Annotated in this window: 12 protein-coding genes and 1 pseudogene; 10 read left to right on the top strand and 3 right to left on the bottom strand. The window is 63.1% G+C overall.

The genetic code is table 11. From position 1 onward, the window contains the following. Positions 1-175 precede the first annotated feature (175 nt). Positions 176-1183, bottom strand: coding sequence for a zinc-binding alcohol dehydrogenase family protein (locus ACWFUC_RS10295; RefSeq protein ID WP_489624832.1), 1008 nt, complete (start codon positions 1181-1183; stop codon positions 176-178). A gap of 153 nt (positions 1184-1336) precedes the next feature. Next, a complete protein-coding gene (pdxR, locus tag ACWFUC_RS10290; protein ID WP_288067005.1) occupies positions 1337-2908 on the bottom strand; it encodes a MocR-like pyridoxine biosynthesis transcription factor PdxR in 1572 nt (523 codons plus the stop codon). A gap of 135 nt (positions 2909-3043) precedes the next feature. Here pdxR and ACWFUC_RS10285 point away from each other — a divergent pair, with 135 nt between their 5' ends. The 10 genes and pseudogenes from ACWFUC_RS10285 to ACWFUC_RS10240 all read left to right on the top strand — a co-directional run bounded on the left by ACWFUC_RS10285 (position 3044) and on the right by ACWFUC_RS10240 (position 13387). Then, complete coding sequence (locus ACWFUC_RS10285) at positions 3044-4324, top strand: 4-aminobutyrate--2-oxoglutarate transaminase (protein WP_039789038.1); 1281 nt, start codon at positions 3044-3046, stop codon at positions 4322-4324. Positions 4325-4407: 83 nt separating this feature from the next. Next, complete coding sequence (locus tag ACWFUC_RS10280; RefSeq protein ID WP_489625531.1) at positions 4408-5547, top strand: ABC transporter ATP-binding protein; 1140 nt, start codon at positions 4408-4410, stop codon at positions 5545-5547. A 170-nt stretch (positions 5548-5717) separates the two neighbouring features. Continuing rightward, complete coding sequence (locus tag ACWFUC_RS10275) at positions 5718-6761, top strand: ABC transporter substrate-binding protein (RefSeq protein ID WP_121044277.1); 1044 nt, start codon at positions 5718-5720, stop codon at positions 6759-6761. A gap of 223 nt (positions 6762-6984) precedes the next feature. Then, the gene (locus ACWFUC_RS10270; RefSeq protein WP_209532111.1) at positions 6985-8268 is read left to right on the top strand and encodes an ABC transporter permease; all 1284 of its coding nucleotides are present in this window, start codon (positions 6985-6987) and stop codon (positions 8266-8268) included. Between the two features lie 27 nt (positions 8269-8295). Next, positions 8296-9129, top strand: coding sequence for an ABC transporter permease (locus ACWFUC_RS10265; RefSeq protein WP_034341087.1), 834 nt, complete (start codon positions 8296-8298; stop codon positions 9127-9129). Between the two features lie 32 nt (positions 9130-9161). Then, positions 9162-10619 carry an NADP-dependent succinate-semialdehyde dehydrogenase gene (gene gabD, locus ACWFUC_RS10260; RefSeq protein WP_402706392.1) on the top strand — a complete coding sequence of 486 codons (1458 nt, stop codon included), beginning with the start codon at positions 9162-9164 and terminating at the stop codon, positions 10617-10619. 277 nt (positions 10620-10896) lie between these two features. After that, positions 10897-11172: a helix-turn-helix domain-containing protein gene (locus tag ACWFUC_RS10255; RefSeq protein ID WP_008326183.1), complete on the top strand. Its 276-nt coding sequence runs from the start codon at positions 10897-10899 to the stop codon at positions 11170-11172. Further along, positions 11169-11375, top strand: a pseudogene (locus tag ACWFUC_RS10250) (HipA N-terminal domain-containing protein); the annotation flags it as partial. The gene ACWFUC_RS10255 and the pseudogene ACWFUC_RS10250, both read left to right, overlap by 4 nt. A gap of 31 nt (positions 11376-11406) precedes the next feature. Then, positions 11407-12474: a HipA domain-containing protein gene (locus ACWFUC_RS10245; protein ID WP_489637592.1), complete on the top strand. Its 1068-nt coding sequence runs from the start codon at positions 11407-11409 to the stop codon at positions 12472-12474. Positions 12475-12649: 175 nt separating this feature from the next. After that, a complete protein-coding gene (locus tag ACWFUC_RS10240; protein WP_343741705.1) occupies positions 12650-13387 on the top strand; it encodes a type 1 glutamine amidotransferase in 738 nt (245 codons plus the stop codon). Between the two features lie 12 nt (positions 13388-13399). Here ACWFUC_RS10240 and ACWFUC_RS10235 read toward each other — a convergent pair whose 3' ends face one another. Next, complete coding sequence (locus ACWFUC_RS10235) at positions 13400-14290, bottom strand: LysR family transcriptional regulator (RefSeq protein WP_121044290.1); 891 nt, start codon at positions 14288-14290, stop codon at positions 13400-13402. Positions 14291-14295: the final 5 nt, after the last annotated feature.

The following is a 14295-nucleotide window of genomic DNA, read 5'->3' as shown; positions in this document are numbered from 1 at the left end:
AAGGGCCCGGACGCCATGAGCCGGTCCGGACTCCGTAATTTACCATGCATGTGGCATGGAACCCGATTCGTTGTCAAAAAAGTAATCTATGCGTGATCTGCATGACCATGGCGTGGCCTGTGCAGGAAGGCAGGCAGGCGGAGCGGCCGACCTGCCGCTCCACAGCCCGCGCGCTTCAGTCCGCGAACCCTTCCAGCACGATCTTCCCCTTGGCCTTGCCCGACTCCAGCAGGGCATGCGCACGCCGCAGATTCTCCGCGCTGATGCGCCCGTAATGCTCGCCGGTCGTGGTGCGCAGCACGCCCTCGTCCAGCAGTTGTGAAACCCGTTGCAGCAGTTCGTGCTGGCGGATCATGTCGGCAGTCTGGAACATCGAGCGGGTGAACATCAATTCCCAATGCAGCGAAATGCTCTTGCGCTTGAGCGGCACCGCATCCAACGTGGCCGGATCGTCGATCAGCGCCAGCTGGCCCTGCGGTGCCAGCGCCTCGATGATCTGTGCATAGTGCTGGTCGGTATGGGTCAGGCTGATGACGATATCGACCTCAGGAAAACCCAGCTGCTCCAGTTGCGGCTTGAAGGGCTGGCTGTGGTCGATCACGTGATGTGCGCCCAGCTCGCTGACCCATTGCGCGGTTTCCGGGCGTGAGGCGGTGCCGATGACGGTCAGCTGCGTGAGCTTGCGCGCCAGCTGGGTCAGGATCGAGCCCACGCCACCGGCTGCGCCGATGATGAGCAGTCGCTTGCCCTGCCCCGTGCCTTCGGCGACGCCGACGCGGTCAAACAGCAGTTCCCAGGCGGTGATGGCCGTCAGCGGGATGGCGGCGGCATCTGCATGGCCCAGGCTGGCGGGCTTGCGGCCGACAATGCGCTCGTCGACCACGTGCAGTTCGCTGTTGGCACCGGGGCGGACGATGGAACCGGCATAGAACACCTCGTCGCCCGGCGCAAACAGGCTGACCGCCGGGCCGACCGCACGCACCACGCCGCTGACATCCCAGCCCAGCACGCGGGCTTCGCCAGCGCTGGCGCGGATCTTGGTGTCGACCGGATTGACCGAGATGGCCTTGACCTCGACCAGCAGGTCATGCTCGCCAGCGACGGGATCGGGCAAGGTGGTGTCGGCCAGCGAGGCGGCGTCGTGGATGGCTTTGGCTTGCGGGTTGGTGATGATGGCTTTCATGCTGAATCCTTCACGATAATGAGCAACAGATGGGAGACATCTTAGGACAGCGCCACCCGATCAACCACTCCCGGGGCCACGAAAGAGTTTCTTCATACAGGCGAAAATCCACCCCTGTCCCCCACCCGCCCCCGCATCCGCGCAGGTGACCGCTTACACCAGATGCGGCTTGATCACCGCCGCCAGCTTGTCAAAGGCGCGCGCGATCTCCTCATTGGGCACGCTCGCATAGCCCAGCAGCAAGCCCCGCCGCGCCCCGCGTGCATGCATGTAGTAGCGCGACAGCGGGCGCACCACGATGCCGGCAGCCAGCGCCTCTTCGCAGATGAGCACGTCGTCGCACTCCTGCGGCAGGCCCAGCACAAGATGCAATCCGGCCTCGCCGCCGGTAATGGTCATCTTTTCGCCGAAGTGGCGGTTGATGGACTGCTGCAGCAGTTGCAGCCGTTCGGCATACAGCACGCGCATCTTGCGGATGTGCGAAGCGAAGTGGCCCTCGGCCATGAAGTCGGCCAGCGTGGCCTGCAGGAACACCTGGCCGTTGCGATACAACTCGGCAATGCCGGTGGCAAAAGCCTTGGCCAGCGACTCCGGCACCACCAGGAAGCCGATGCGCAATCCCGGAAACATGATCTTGCTGAAGGTGCCCATGTACAGCACGCGGTCCTGCGTATCCATGCCCTGCAGCGACGCCAGCGGACGGCCACCGTAGCGGAATTCGCTGTCATAGTCATCCTCGATGATCCACACCTTGTGGGTCGCCGCGTACTCCAGCAGCATGCGCCGCCGCGACAGGCTCATCACCATCCCCAGCGGATACTGGTGCGAGGGCGTGGTGCAGATGAAGCGCGGCGGACGGCGCAAATTGGCCAGGCGCATGCGCATGCCTTCCTGATCCACCGCAATCGGGACCGACTGGATGCCCAGCGAATTGAGCACGCTGCGGGTGCCCCAGTAGCACGGGTCTTCCACCCAGGCAGTATCCCCATGTTCCCCAAGCAGCTTGACCACGATGTCGATGGACTGGTGGATGCCGGTGGTGATGAGCACCTGCGACGGCGTGCAGTTGACCGAACGCGCCACCCGCAGGTACTCGGCGATCTGCTCGCGCAGTCCGGCATAACCGGCGCCCGGCCCGTAGGTCAGCAGGTCCGAACTGGAACGACGCCAGTGCTTGTTCTGCAGGCGTCCCCAGATCTTGTGCGGCACGCAGGTCACGTCCGGCACGCCCGGCATGAAGGCCCCCCACTGCCGCTCGCCCACGCCGGCCTGGCGCGTGAGCAGCGCACCGCGCGCGGACAGTTCGGATTTGCCGGAAGGATCGGTCAGCGGCTCCTTGCGCTCCACCGCCTCGGGGATCTGGTCCGGCGCCGTATCGGCCACGAAGGTGCCGGCACCGGTGCGGCTTTCCAGATAGCCCTCGGCCAGCAATTGTTCATAGGCATAGGTCACGGTATTGCGCGAGGTCCCCAGCTCCAGGGCCAGGTCGCGCGAGGACGGCAATTGCATGCCCGCCGGTAGCGTATGGGCCAGGATGGCTTCGCGGATCAACTGGTAGATCTGGCGGTTGACGGGCATGCGCTCGCTACCGGTCTTTACGTTTTTGGTGGTCTTCGCTGCGCCGCTTTCGCGGTTGGCCGCCGCCTTGCCCTTGCCCGGCGCGGCCTTGGCGGAGGTGCGATTGATGCGCAGCAGCAGATAGTCGGACAAGGAGGCGAGTTTCAAGTGGCACCATCAAATAATTGAAATTGGCTCTATATTACAGTGCCACTGGGGTTTTATATTGTTTCCCGATTCAGCAATTTCCTGCACATTTCCGCGCCCTGCGGCGCATTCAACGAAGCAAGATCGGAGCAAGCCATGACCAGCAAGGCCACCAACCAAGAGCTGCAACAACGAAAGAATGCCGCCACCCCGCGCGGCGTGGGTGTGATGTGCGACTTCTACGCCGAGCGCGCGTCGAACGCCGAACTGTGGGATGTGGAAGGCCGTCGCTTCATCGACTTCGCCGCCGGCATTGCGGTCCTCAACACCGGCCACCGCCATCCCAAGCTGCTCGACGCCATGCGCGCCCAGCTCGACAAGTTCACCCACACCGCCTACCAGATCGTGCCCTACGCCAGCTATGTCGAACTGGCCGAGCGCATCAATGCGGTGACGCCAGGCAACTATCCCAAGAAGACCGCCTTCTTCTCCACCGGCGCCGAAGCTGTGGAAAACGCCATCAAGATCGCCCGCGCCCACACCGGCCGTCCGGGCGTGATCGCCTTCGCTGGCGGCTTCCATGGCCGGACCATGATGGGCATGGCGCTCACCGGCAAGGTCGCGCCCTACAAGCTGGGCTTCGGTCCCTTCCCCGGCGACGTGTTCCATGCGCCCTACCCCAGCGCCCTGCACGGCATCACCACCGAAGACGCACTGGACGCGGTCCACGGCCTCTTCAAGAGCGACATCGAAGCCAAGCGCGTGGCCGCCATCATCCTCGAACCGGTGCAGGGCGAAGGCGGCTTCTATGCCGCCCCGGCCGACTTCATGCGCGGCCTGCGCGCCATCTGTGACGAGCACGGCATCCTGCTGATCGCCGACGAAGTGCAGTCCGGTTACGGCCGTACCGGTAAATTGTTTGCGATGGAACATTACGACGTCCTGCCCGACATGATGACCATGGCGAAGAGCCTGGCCGGTGGCATGCCGCTGTCGGCCGTCAACGGCCGCGCCGAGATCATGGATGCGCCCGCCCCTGGCGGCCTGGGCGGCACCTATGCCGGCAACCCGCTGGCCGTCGCCTCGGCGCTGGCGGTGCTGGATGTGATGGAAGAAGAAAAGCTGGTCGCCCGCGGCCAACGCCTCGGTGACAAGCTGCAGGAGCACCTGAAGGAACTGCGCTCTGCCGTGCCGCAGATCGCCGAAGTGCGCGGTGTCGGTGCGATGGTGGCGGTGGAGTTTGCCGATCCCGTCACCGGCAAGCCGGATGCGGACTACACCAAGAAGGTCCAGCAACATGCGTTGAACAATGGCTTGCTGCTGCTCTCCTGCGGCAGCTACGGCAACGTGATCCGCTTCTTGTTCCCGCTGACGATTCCCGATACCGTCATGGATGAGGCGCTGGGCATCTTGGCCAAGGCGATCAAGCTGGCCTGAGTCTTGCATTGCAAGGCAGCTTTCAGAACAGGGAAGACGGGCCGCACCAAGTCTGCGGCCCCGCGTACAAGAGAGGATCGATGATGGCAGCTTATGCAATGAAGCAAGCGGCGCAAGCACACGCGCCGGCCGCCGGCAGCGGCAATGACGTGCTGGTGCAGTTCTGCGGCGTGAAGAAAACCTACGATGGCGAAAACCTGATCGTCAAGAATCTGGATCTCGACATTCGTCGCGGTGAATTTTTGACCCTGCTGGGTCCGTCCGGCTCCGGCAAGACCACCTGCCTGATGATGCTGGCCGGTTTCGAATTTCCGACCGGCGGCGAGATCCGCCTCGATGGCCAGTTGCTCAATCGCGTGCCGCCGCACAAGCGCAACATCGGCATGGTGTTCCAGAACTATGCGCTGTTCCCGCACATGACCATCGCGCAGAACGTGGCCTATCCGCTGTCGGTGCGCAAGATGGATCGCGCCACCCGCGAAGCCAAGGTCAAGCAGGCGCTGGACATGGTGCAGATGGGAAAATTCGGTGACCGTTATCCGACCCAGCTCTCGGGTGGCCAGCAGCAGCGCGTGGCGCTGGCGCGCACGCTGGTGTTCGATCCGCAACTGGTGCTGATGGATGAACCGCTGGGCGCGCTCGACAAGCAATTGCGCGAACACATGCAGCTGGAACTGAAGGCCCTGCACAAGCGCCTGGGCGTGACCTTCGTCTACGTCACCCACGACCAGAGCGAAGCGCTCACCATGTCGGACCGCGTGGCCGTCTTCGACCAGGGCGTGATCCAGCAACTGGCCCCGGTCACCGAGCTCTACGAATATCCGGACAATCAATTCGTTGCCAACTTCATCGGCGACAACAACCGTCTCAAGGGCAGCGTGGAATCGGTCCAGGGCGAACACTGTACGGTGCGCCTGGCCGATGGCACGGTGGTGACCGGCCTGAACGTGCATCGCGCCCATGCCGGACAAAGCATCACCGCCTGCGTGCGCCCGGAACGCATCCGCCTGGCCGCAGGCGGCAGTGCCGAACCCAACAGCATCCGCGCCACCATCGCCGGGCTGATCTATTTTGGGGATCACGTGCGCGTGCGCTGCACGGTGACGGGGCAGGAAGACTGCTTCGTCAAGCTCTCCCTCTCCGACCCGGCACTGGCGGGACTGAGCGAGGGCAGCAGCGTGGTCCTGCATGTGGCGCGGGATCGTCTGCGCTGCTTCCTCTGATTTCCCCATACTCCCCCGTTTACTTGGTTTTTTGAGTTATTCCGTTTTTGTTCTTTTGTCGCACCTGATGTTCAGCAGTACCGCTTGATGAGCGAGGCAACTCAGATTGCCGCTCGGCTCTACCTTAGTTCAACACAGTCAACACGCACGATAACCAACGAGGAACAACAATGAAACGCCTGACACCTGCCCTGCTGTCCCCGCTCTTCCTGGGCCTGCTGTTTTCCGGCGCGGCTTCCGCCGCGGAACTGACCCTGGTCAACTTCGGCGGTGCCAATGGCAACGCCCAGAAGGTGGCCTACGTCGAGCCCTTCCAGAAGAGCACCGGCACCAAGGTCGTGACCGCCGAATTCAACGGCGAACTGGCCAAGGTCAAGGCCATGGTCGAGACCAGGAAGGTCAGCTGGGACGTGGTGGAAATCGACGGCGGCGACCTGACCCGCGCCTGTGATGATGGCCTGATCGAAAAGCTCGACCTGGCCAAGACCATCAAGAAGGATGACTACATCCCCGAAGCCACGGTGAGCGAATGCGGCATGGGTGCCTTCGTCTGGTCCACCGTGCTGGCCTACAACGCCGACAAGCTCAAGACCGCACCGACCGGCTGGGCCGATTTCTGGGATACCAAGAAATACCCCGGCAAGCGCGGCATGAAGAAGAGCGCCCAGTACAACCTGGAGTTCGCACTCATGGCCGATGGCGTGCCGACCAAGGATGTCTACAAGGTCCTGGCCACCAAGGAAGGCGTGGATCGCGCCTTCAAGAAGCTGGATCAACTGAAACCCAACATCCAGTGGTGGGATGCCGGTGCCCTGCCGGCGCAGTTCCTGGCCTCGGGTGACGTGGTCATGGCCAACGCCTACAACGGCCGCATCGATGCCGCCCAGCGCGAAGGCAAGAACCTGAAGGTGGTGTGGGCCGGCAGCGTCTACACCCTGGATTACTGGGTGATCCCGAAGGGTTCGCCGAACAAGGCACTGGCCGAGAAGTTCATCAACTTCGTCAGCCAGCCGGAGAACCAGAAGGTCTACGCCAACAACATCGCCTACGGCCCGGTCAACAAGGCCGCCTTGAAGCTGCTGGATGCCAAGACCCTGGGCAACCTGCCGACCTCGCCGGCCAATGCCAAGGATGCGGTGCAGCTGAGCCTGCAGTTCTGGACCGACCACGGTGAAGAGCTGGAACAGCGCTTCGCTGCCTGGATCGCGAAGTAAGAGGTGCGATACAAATGCTGGATGGCCTGACTCCCGTTCGTCCTGAGTAGCGGCGCAGCCGCGTATCGAAGGTTCGCCGTCGGTGCGCCTTCGATACGGCCCTCAAGGGCCTACTCAGTCCGAACGGTAGTGGCTCGCTGCCGCTTTGTATTCGCCCCTACCGGCGCGCAACGCTTTTCATGCGCCGCTGTGTTGAACCCCGCTGCCACCGGACACCCGAGACATGACCACCATCGCCACCCGCTCCGCCGCCGCCATGCCCCTGGCCGAACCTGATCCGCAGCAACTCAAGCGCGAACTGCGCGCCGCCCAAACCCGCAAGCGCCTGGGTGCGCTGGCCCTGATCGCGCCGCTGGCGATCTTCCTGCTGCTGACCTTCGTGGCCCCCATCGTGGCCCTCCTGCAGCGCGCCATCGAGAATCCGGAAGTGGCCGCCACCCTGCCGCAGACCGTGGCGGTGCTGTCGAAGTGGGATCGCAAGTCGGCCCTGCCGGACCAGGCGTTTTCAGCGCTGGCGGAAGATCTGGCCCGTGCCAAGGAAGACACCACCGCCGGCAACCTGGCGCGCCGTCTCAATATCGAATTGTCCGGTTCGCGCTCGCTGGTGATGGGCACGGCGCGTGCCATGCCGCTGCGCGATGCCGATGGCAAAGCCTTGAGCCCCGCCGCCGCGCGCGAGGCCATCATCGCCCTCAATGCACAATGGGGCCAGCCGGAAGTGTGGCGCGTGATCGCCCAGAACGGCTCGGTCTATTCCCCCTACTATCTGCTGGCCTCGCTGGACCTGCGCCAGAACGTCTTCGGCGACATCGAAGCGGCCGCCCCTGAATCGGCGATCTACCGCACCATCTTCGGCCGCACGCTGTGGATGAGCGCGGTGGTCACCCTCATTACCCTGCTGCTGGCCTATCCGCTGGCCTACTGGCTCTCCACCATGCAGGAGCGCCGCGCCAACCTGTTGATGATCCTGGTACTGATTCCCTTCTGGACCTCGATCCTGGTGCGCGTGGCCGCGTGGATCGTGCTGCTGCAATCCGAAGGACTGGTGAACAAGGCGCTGATGCTGGCCGGTCTCACGCAGTCGCCGCTGGAGCTGGTGTTCAATCGCGTCGGGGTCTATATCTCGATGACGCACATCCTCCTGCCCTTCATGATCCTGCCGCTCTACAGCGTCATGAAATCGGTGCCGCCCACTTACCTGAAGGCCGCCGTCTCGCTGGGCAGTCATCCCTTCGCCGCCTTCTGGCGCGTGTATGTGCCGCAGACTTATCCGGGCATCGGCGCGGGCGTGCTGCTGGTCTTCATCATGGCCGGCGGCTACTACATCACCCCGGCGCTGCTGGGCGGACCGAATGAACAGATGGTGAGCTACTTCATCGCCTACTTCATCAACACCACCATCAACTGGGGCATGGCCTGCGCGCTGGGTGCCCTGCTGCTGGCGGCGACCCTGGTGCTGTATGGCGTCTATCGCCGCTTTGCCAAGGTCGATGTGGGCATCAGCTGAGCCATTGAAGAATCCAAGGAGCACGCCATGAACAAACCGCCTCTCTTCCCGCCCTACACCTCGCTGGTGGAACGCGCCTGGTTCTTTGCCTCGCGCGGCTTCAACCTGCTGGTGCTGCTGTTCCTGCTCTCGCCCATCCTGGTGATGATCCCGCTGTCTTTTTCTGACAGCAGTTTCCTGATGTATCCCATCAAGGGCTTCTCGCTGCGCTGGTACGAGAACCTGTTCAGCTCCGATGAATGGGTGCGTGCCGCCAAGAACAGTTTCATCGTGGCACCGGCCGCGACCGTCATCGCAACCGTACTGGGCACGCTGGCGGCGGTCGGCCTCAACAAGTCGGACTTTCGCGGCAAGGGCATCCTGATGGCGATCCTGATCTCGCCCATGATCGTGCCGGTGGTGGTGGTGGGCGTGGGTGTCTATCTGTTCTTTGCCCGCATCGGCCTCTCCGACAGCTACCTCGGCCTGATCCTGGCGCATGCCGCGCTGGGTGCGCCTTTCGTGGTCACGACGGTACTGGCCACGCTGCAGGGCTTCAATCACAACCTGGTGCGCGCCAGCCTGAGCCTGGGGGCCAGTCCGCTGCGTACTTTCTTCCGCATCACCTTGCCGGTGATCGCGCCGGGCCTGATCTCGGGGGCTTTGTTCGCTTTTGCAACTTCTTTCGACGAAGTGGTTCTGACCTTGTTCGTGGCCGGGCCTGAGCAAGCCACCTTGCCGCGCCAGATGTTTGCCGGCATCAAGGACAACATCAGCCCGACCATCGCCGCCCTGGCGACGATCCTGATCCTGTTTTCGACCTGCCTGCTGCTGGCCCTGGAATGGCTGCGCGGGCGCAACAAGGCGGCCGCGCGCTTCTGAGCCTGCTCCCCCCACTTTTACGGAGACCCGACATGCTGCAACAACTCAAAGATCCTTCCCTGCTGCGCCAGCAGGCCTATCTCAACGGCCAGTGGTGCGATGCCGACCAAGGTGGCAAGCACGAGGTCTACAACCCGGCCAACGGCAGCCTGCTGGGCAGCGTGCCCATGATGGGCGCCGCCGAAACCCGCCGCGCCATCGAAGCCGCCAACGCCGCCTGGCCCGCCTGGAAGAAGAAGACCGCCAAGGAACGCAGCGTCATCCTGCGCCGCTGGTATGAGCTGATGATGGCCAATGCCGACGACCTGGCGTTGATCATGACGGCCGAGCAGGGCAAGCCCCTGGCCGAAGCCAAGGGCGAGATCGGCTACGCCGCCTCCTTCATCGAATGGTTTGCCGAGGAAGGCAAGCGCACCTATGGCGACACCATTCCTTCGCCCTCGCCGTCGAACCGCATCGTGGTCATCAAGGAAGCCATCGGCGTCTGCGCGGCGATCACGCCGTGGAATTTCCCCGCTGCCATGATCACCCGCAAGGCCGGTCCGGCACTGGCCGCCGGCTGCCCGATGGTCTTGAAACCCGCTGAAGCCACGCCCTTCTCGGCACTGGCGCTGGCCGTGCTGGCCGAACGCGCCGGCATTCCGGCCGGCGTGTTCAGCGTGGTCACCGGCAGTGCCAAGGACATCGGCGGCGAGATGACCTCCAACCCCATCGTGCGCAAGATCAGCTTCACCGGTTCCACGGGCGTGGGCAAGCTACTGATGGAACAGAGTGCGTCGAGCATCAAGAAGCTCTCGCTGGAACTGGGCGGCAATGCACCCTTCATCGTCTTTGACGATGCCGACCTGGATGCCGCCGTGGAAGGGGCGATTGCCTCCAAGTACCGCAATGCCGGCCAGACCTGCGTGTGCGCCAACCGTCTTTACGTGCAGGATGGGGTGTATGACGCCTTCGCTGCCAAGCTGGTGGAAGCGGTCAAGAAACTGAAGGTCGGTGATGGCATGGAGAACGGTGTGACGCAAGGTCCGCTGATCAACGAGCAGGCCGTCAAGAAGGTGGAGCAGCATATCGCCGATGCGGTCAGCAAGGGAGCCCGCGTGCTGCTGGGCGGCAAGCGCCATGCGCTGGGCCACAGCTTCTTCGAGCCGACCGTGCTGGCCGATGTGACGCCGGCCATGCAGGTAGCCCGCGAAGAGACCTTTGGTCCGATGGCGCCGCTGTTCCGTTTCAAGACTGATGAGGAAGCGGTGGCCCTGGCCAACGATACCGAATTCGGGCTGGCCAGCTATTTCTATTCACGCGACATCGGCCGCATCTGGCGTGTGGCAGAAGGGCTGGAGTCGGGCATGGTGGGCATCAATACCGGGCTGATCTCCAATGAAGTCGCACCGTTCGGCGGCGTCAAGCAGTCGGGACTGGGGCGCGAAGGGTCGCACTTCGGGATTGATGACTACCTGGTCGTGAAGTATTTGTGTATGGGGGGGATCTGAGCGCCGCGATAGCTCACCTCATCCACTGACCCGCACCGGTGATTCTGCATCACCGGCTGCAAGCCGCCGCGCCGCTGTGACTGCAGCCGCGCGGCGTTATTGTTTCTGGCCTGGGCACAGATAAGCTGGGAAGCTTACCCGGCATTAAAGATGCAATATCGCTTTTTTAATGGAAATGCGCCCACGTCGCCATATAAAAGAGCGATTTCACACTTTTAGCTTGATCTGGGTGGGAATGTTGCGATAATAGAGCAATATCACATGCTTAGGATGCACCATGAAAGTCACCTCGCCGCGAGAACTGGGCAGCGTATTGCGCGCCGTGCGGGTAGGCCTTAACGTGCCTCTGGCCGACCTGGCAGAGACATTGAACACTTCACAAACCTTGTTGCGACGGCAGGAACAGGGCGAGGCGACGGTAGCGGTAGAAAAACTGTTTTCGGCCATGCGCGAACTGGGCATTGAACTGCACCTCTCGCTGCCCCCTGCCCTCGACGAACACGCCATTGCTGCCTCAGCACAGGATAGCAAGCGCAGGCGGGCACGCCCATGAACCGGCAGCTCGATGTCTTCATTGATGAAAAGCGGGTGGGCCAGCTTTTCGAGAACACGGGCGTGTGGTCCTTCCGATATGCGCAGGACTGGATCAGCACCGGGCACGAACTCTCTCCCGGAATCCCGCTGACAGCCGGGCTGCATCAGGACGAAGGCACGATGCGTCCGGTGCAATGGTTCTTCGACAATCTGCTGCCCCGAAGAAGGCGCTCGGCTGGAATTGATGGCCTTCATGAGGAAGGACGCCGCGCAGACGGTCGACGCCTGGTCCATGCTGGAACATTTTGGTGCCGAATCTGCCGGCGCAATCACCTTGCTGGCACCAGGCGCGACATTGCCGCCCTCCACACTGGTGCCGCTATCACACGAAGAGTTGGAAACGCGCATCCGTGCCATGCCGCGACAACCGCTCTCGGCGACTGCGCCGAAGAAAATGTCACTGGCCGGTGCCCAGCAGAAGATCGCGGTAGTGCTGCAGAACGGCCAACTTTTTGAACCGACCGGCAGCCTCGCATCAACCCATATCCTCAAGCCCGATGTGCTGAGCGCTCACTATCCGAGCAGCGCAGTCAACGAATGGTTCTGTGCCAGGCTGGCGCAAGGACTGGGCTTGACGGTGCCGAAGGTCGAGCTGCGCTACGTCCCTTCGCCTGTGTATATCGTGGAGCGCTTCGACCGCAAACTCGAGGCGGAACGGGTACGCCGCCTGCACACACTGGATGCGGCCCAGGTCCTGTCGCTCTCGGCCGCAGCCAAATACGCGCATTCCGGTATAAGGGCATTGCTGGATATTCTGGAGAGATGCCGCACCCCAGCGACCGCCCGTACCACATTGTTTCGATGGACGCTCTTCAACATCCTGATCGGCAACAGCGATGCGCACTTGAAGAATCTCTCACTGTATGCCGGTACCGACGGCTACGAACTGGCACCGCATTACGATCTGCTCAGTATCGGCGCATGGGCGCGTCCGGAACTGCTGGGGCCGGGCGAAGCATGCTGGCCAGCCATTCCGATGTCTTTCCCCGTGGCAGAAGCACGCCATTACAACGAGCTCACGCTTGCGCACTTGCAGACGTTCGCGCGGCAACTGGGCGTGGGCAACATCAGCTTCCAGCGCGAAGTCTCGCGGATGATCGATCAGGTCGAAGCTAACTCGCTGGCATTGCAGGACGAGTTCGGCGCCCGTAGCGACGTTCCACCACATCTTCGGGCGTCTCAGTTGCGCATGCTCGGCAGCATTCATCATCTGGCCATCAAGACCATGGTCAGGCAACTCGGGGCGGCGGCGCGCGCGTAAATGTGGCTTTGGATGTGACGTCCAATCTGCCACAAAGCATCTGCAAGTGGCTGGGATGTCAGCGGCTTTACAGGATGTTTACACCCCCACTCAAAAATACAACCCGCCGTTTACGTCCCCCATCCTACATTGACGTCTCCTCCACTACGGACCGGCCCAAGCCCGTCCCCCGTTTATGAGACCGATCGCCATCCTCCAGCATGAAAGCACACAGGGCCCCGGGGTCCTGCTGGATCATCTGGAACAACACGCCCTGCCCTATCGCCTGTTCCATCCCGCCGCAGAAGGCGACGCCCCGCGCGATGCCAGCCAGTTTTCCGGCATCGTCACGCTGGGCAGCGACCACAGCGTCAATGAAGACCTGCCCTGGATCCACGCCGAACACGCCCTCCTGCAAGATGCCCTGGCCCGCGACGTGCCGGTGCTGGGCCACTGCTTCGGTGCCCAGCTGCTGGCCCGTAGCATGGGGGCGCAGGTCAGCCGCAACCTCTGCGCCAACATCGGCTGGAGCCCGGTCTGGGTCACGCCGCCAGCACAGCAGCGCATGGGACTGGCACGCCAGGTCACCATCTTCAACTGGCATTACGACACCTTTGAAATTCCCACCGGCGCGGTGCGCACCATGTATGGCAGCCATTGCCTCAACAAGGGATTCATGCGCGGCAAGCAATGGGGTTTCCAGGGCCATCTGGAAGTGACCGAAGAGAGCGTGCGCAACTGGTGTGCGGCCGGACGCGACGAACTGCTGTGCGCACACGGCCCGGCTGCGCAAAGCCAGGCACAGATCCTCGATCATCTGCCCGAACGCATCGCCGCCCTGCGCCTGGTCGCTGACCAGACCTACGCCGCGTGGACGCGAGAGCTGGATCGTCCGCTGCGTATTTCGGTGCGGGCGCCTTCGTATTACGGATGAACCCGGCTGCGCTCAGTGGAACGCAGGATGCGCCCGCAGGCGGCTCACCGCCAGGTCAATGAAGGCCCGCACTTTGGCCGGTGAGCGCCGCCCTTCCGGATAGAGCACGTGGATCGGCAGCGGCGGCTCTTCGAATTCGCGCATGACCCGCTGCAAGCGCCCGGCCTGCAAGTCGGCCGCCACCTGATAGGCCAGCACGCGCGTCAATCCCCAGCCCTGGCGGGCGGTACTGATGGCGGCTTCATTGGTATTGGTCTGCAGCGCTGCATCGACCACCACACGCTGGCCGTCGGCAAAGCGCCACTCCGGCGAAGCCCAGGCGCTGGTGGACGTGACGATGCGATGCTGCTTGAGATCGGCGGGTGCAGCCGGCGTGCCATGCTGGCGCAGATAGTCGGGCGAGGCACAGATCACGCGGCTGACCGAACCGACCTGGATGGCCGTGAATCCCGAATCAGGCAGATGGCCGATGCGCACCGCCACATCCATGCCCTCTTCCACGATGTTGACCGGGCGATCCACGAAGAAAGTGCGCGCCCGCATGCCCGGATAGAGATCGAGATATTCGGTAACGATGGGCAGCACATGCAACTGTCCGAACAGCAAGGCCGCCGTCACCGACAGCGTGCCCGAGGGCTGGTCGTAATGGCCGGCCGCAGCCGCTTCGGCTTCGGCGATTTCAGCGAGGATGCGACGGCAGTCTTCCAGATAGCGCGCCCCGGCTTCAGTGGTCTTGACCGAACGCGTGGTGCGTACCAGCAGCCGCGCACCGACCAGTTCTTCCAGCCCCGCCACGGTGCGGGTGACCACCGGCGCACTCAACTGCATCTGCCGCGCCGCCTTGGCGAAACTGGCAGTCTCGGCCACTTGCACGAAGATTCGCATTGCCAGCCATCGGTCCATGTGCC

The organism is Herbaspirillum sp. Her4, assembly GCF_057961335.1.
The sequence above is the reverse complement of the archived record's forward strand: the minus strand, read 5'-3'. Positions and strand labels throughout refer to the sequence as shown.

Excerpts from the sequence above, each read along its gene's own strand:
- ACWFUC_RS10295 (WP_489624832.1), bottom strand. The coding sequence starts at position 1,183 with ATGAAAGCCATCATCACCAACCCGCAAGCCAAAGCCATCCACGACGCC.
- ACWFUC_RS10285 (WP_039789038.1), top strand. The coding sequence starts at position 3,044 with ATGACCAGCAAGGCCACCAACCAAGAGCTGCAACAACGAAAGAATGCC.
- ACWFUC_RS10280 (WP_489625531.1), top strand. The coding sequence starts at position 4,408 with ATGGCAGCTTATGCAATGAAGCAAGCGGCGCAAGCACACGCGCCGGCC.
- ACWFUC_RS10275 (WP_121044277.1), top strand. The coding sequence starts at position 5,718 with ATGAAACGCCTGACACCTGCCCTGCTGTCCCCGCTCTTCCTGGGCCTG.
- ACWFUC_RS10270 (WP_209532111.1), top strand. The coding sequence starts at position 6,985 with ATGACCACCATCGCCACCCGCTCCGCCGCCGCCATGCCCCTGGCCGAA.
- ACWFUC_RS10265 (WP_034341087.1), top strand. The coding sequence starts at position 8,296 with ATGAACAAACCGCCTCTCTTCCCGCCCTACACCTCGCTGGTGGAACGC.
- gabD (WP_402706392.1), top strand. The coding sequence starts at position 9,162 with ATGCTGCAACAACTCAAAGATCCTTCCCTGCTGCGCCAGCAGGCCTAT.
- ACWFUC_RS10255 (WP_008326183.1), top strand. The coding sequence starts at position 10,897 with ATGAAAGTCACCTCGCCGCGAGAACTGGGCAGCGTATTGCGCGCCGTG.
- ACWFUC_RS10245 (WP_489637592.1), top strand. The coding sequence starts at position 11,407 with ATGAGGAAGGACGCCGCGCAGACGGTCGACGCCTGGTCCATGCTGGAA.
- ACWFUC_RS10240 (WP_343741705.1), top strand. The coding sequence starts at position 12,650 with ATGAGACCGATCGCCATCCTCCAGCATGAAAGCACACAGGGCCCCGGG.
- ACWFUC_RS10235 (WP_121044290.1), bottom strand. The coding sequence starts at position 14,290 with ATGGACCGATGGCTGGCAATGCGAATCTTCGTGCAAGTGGCCGAGACT.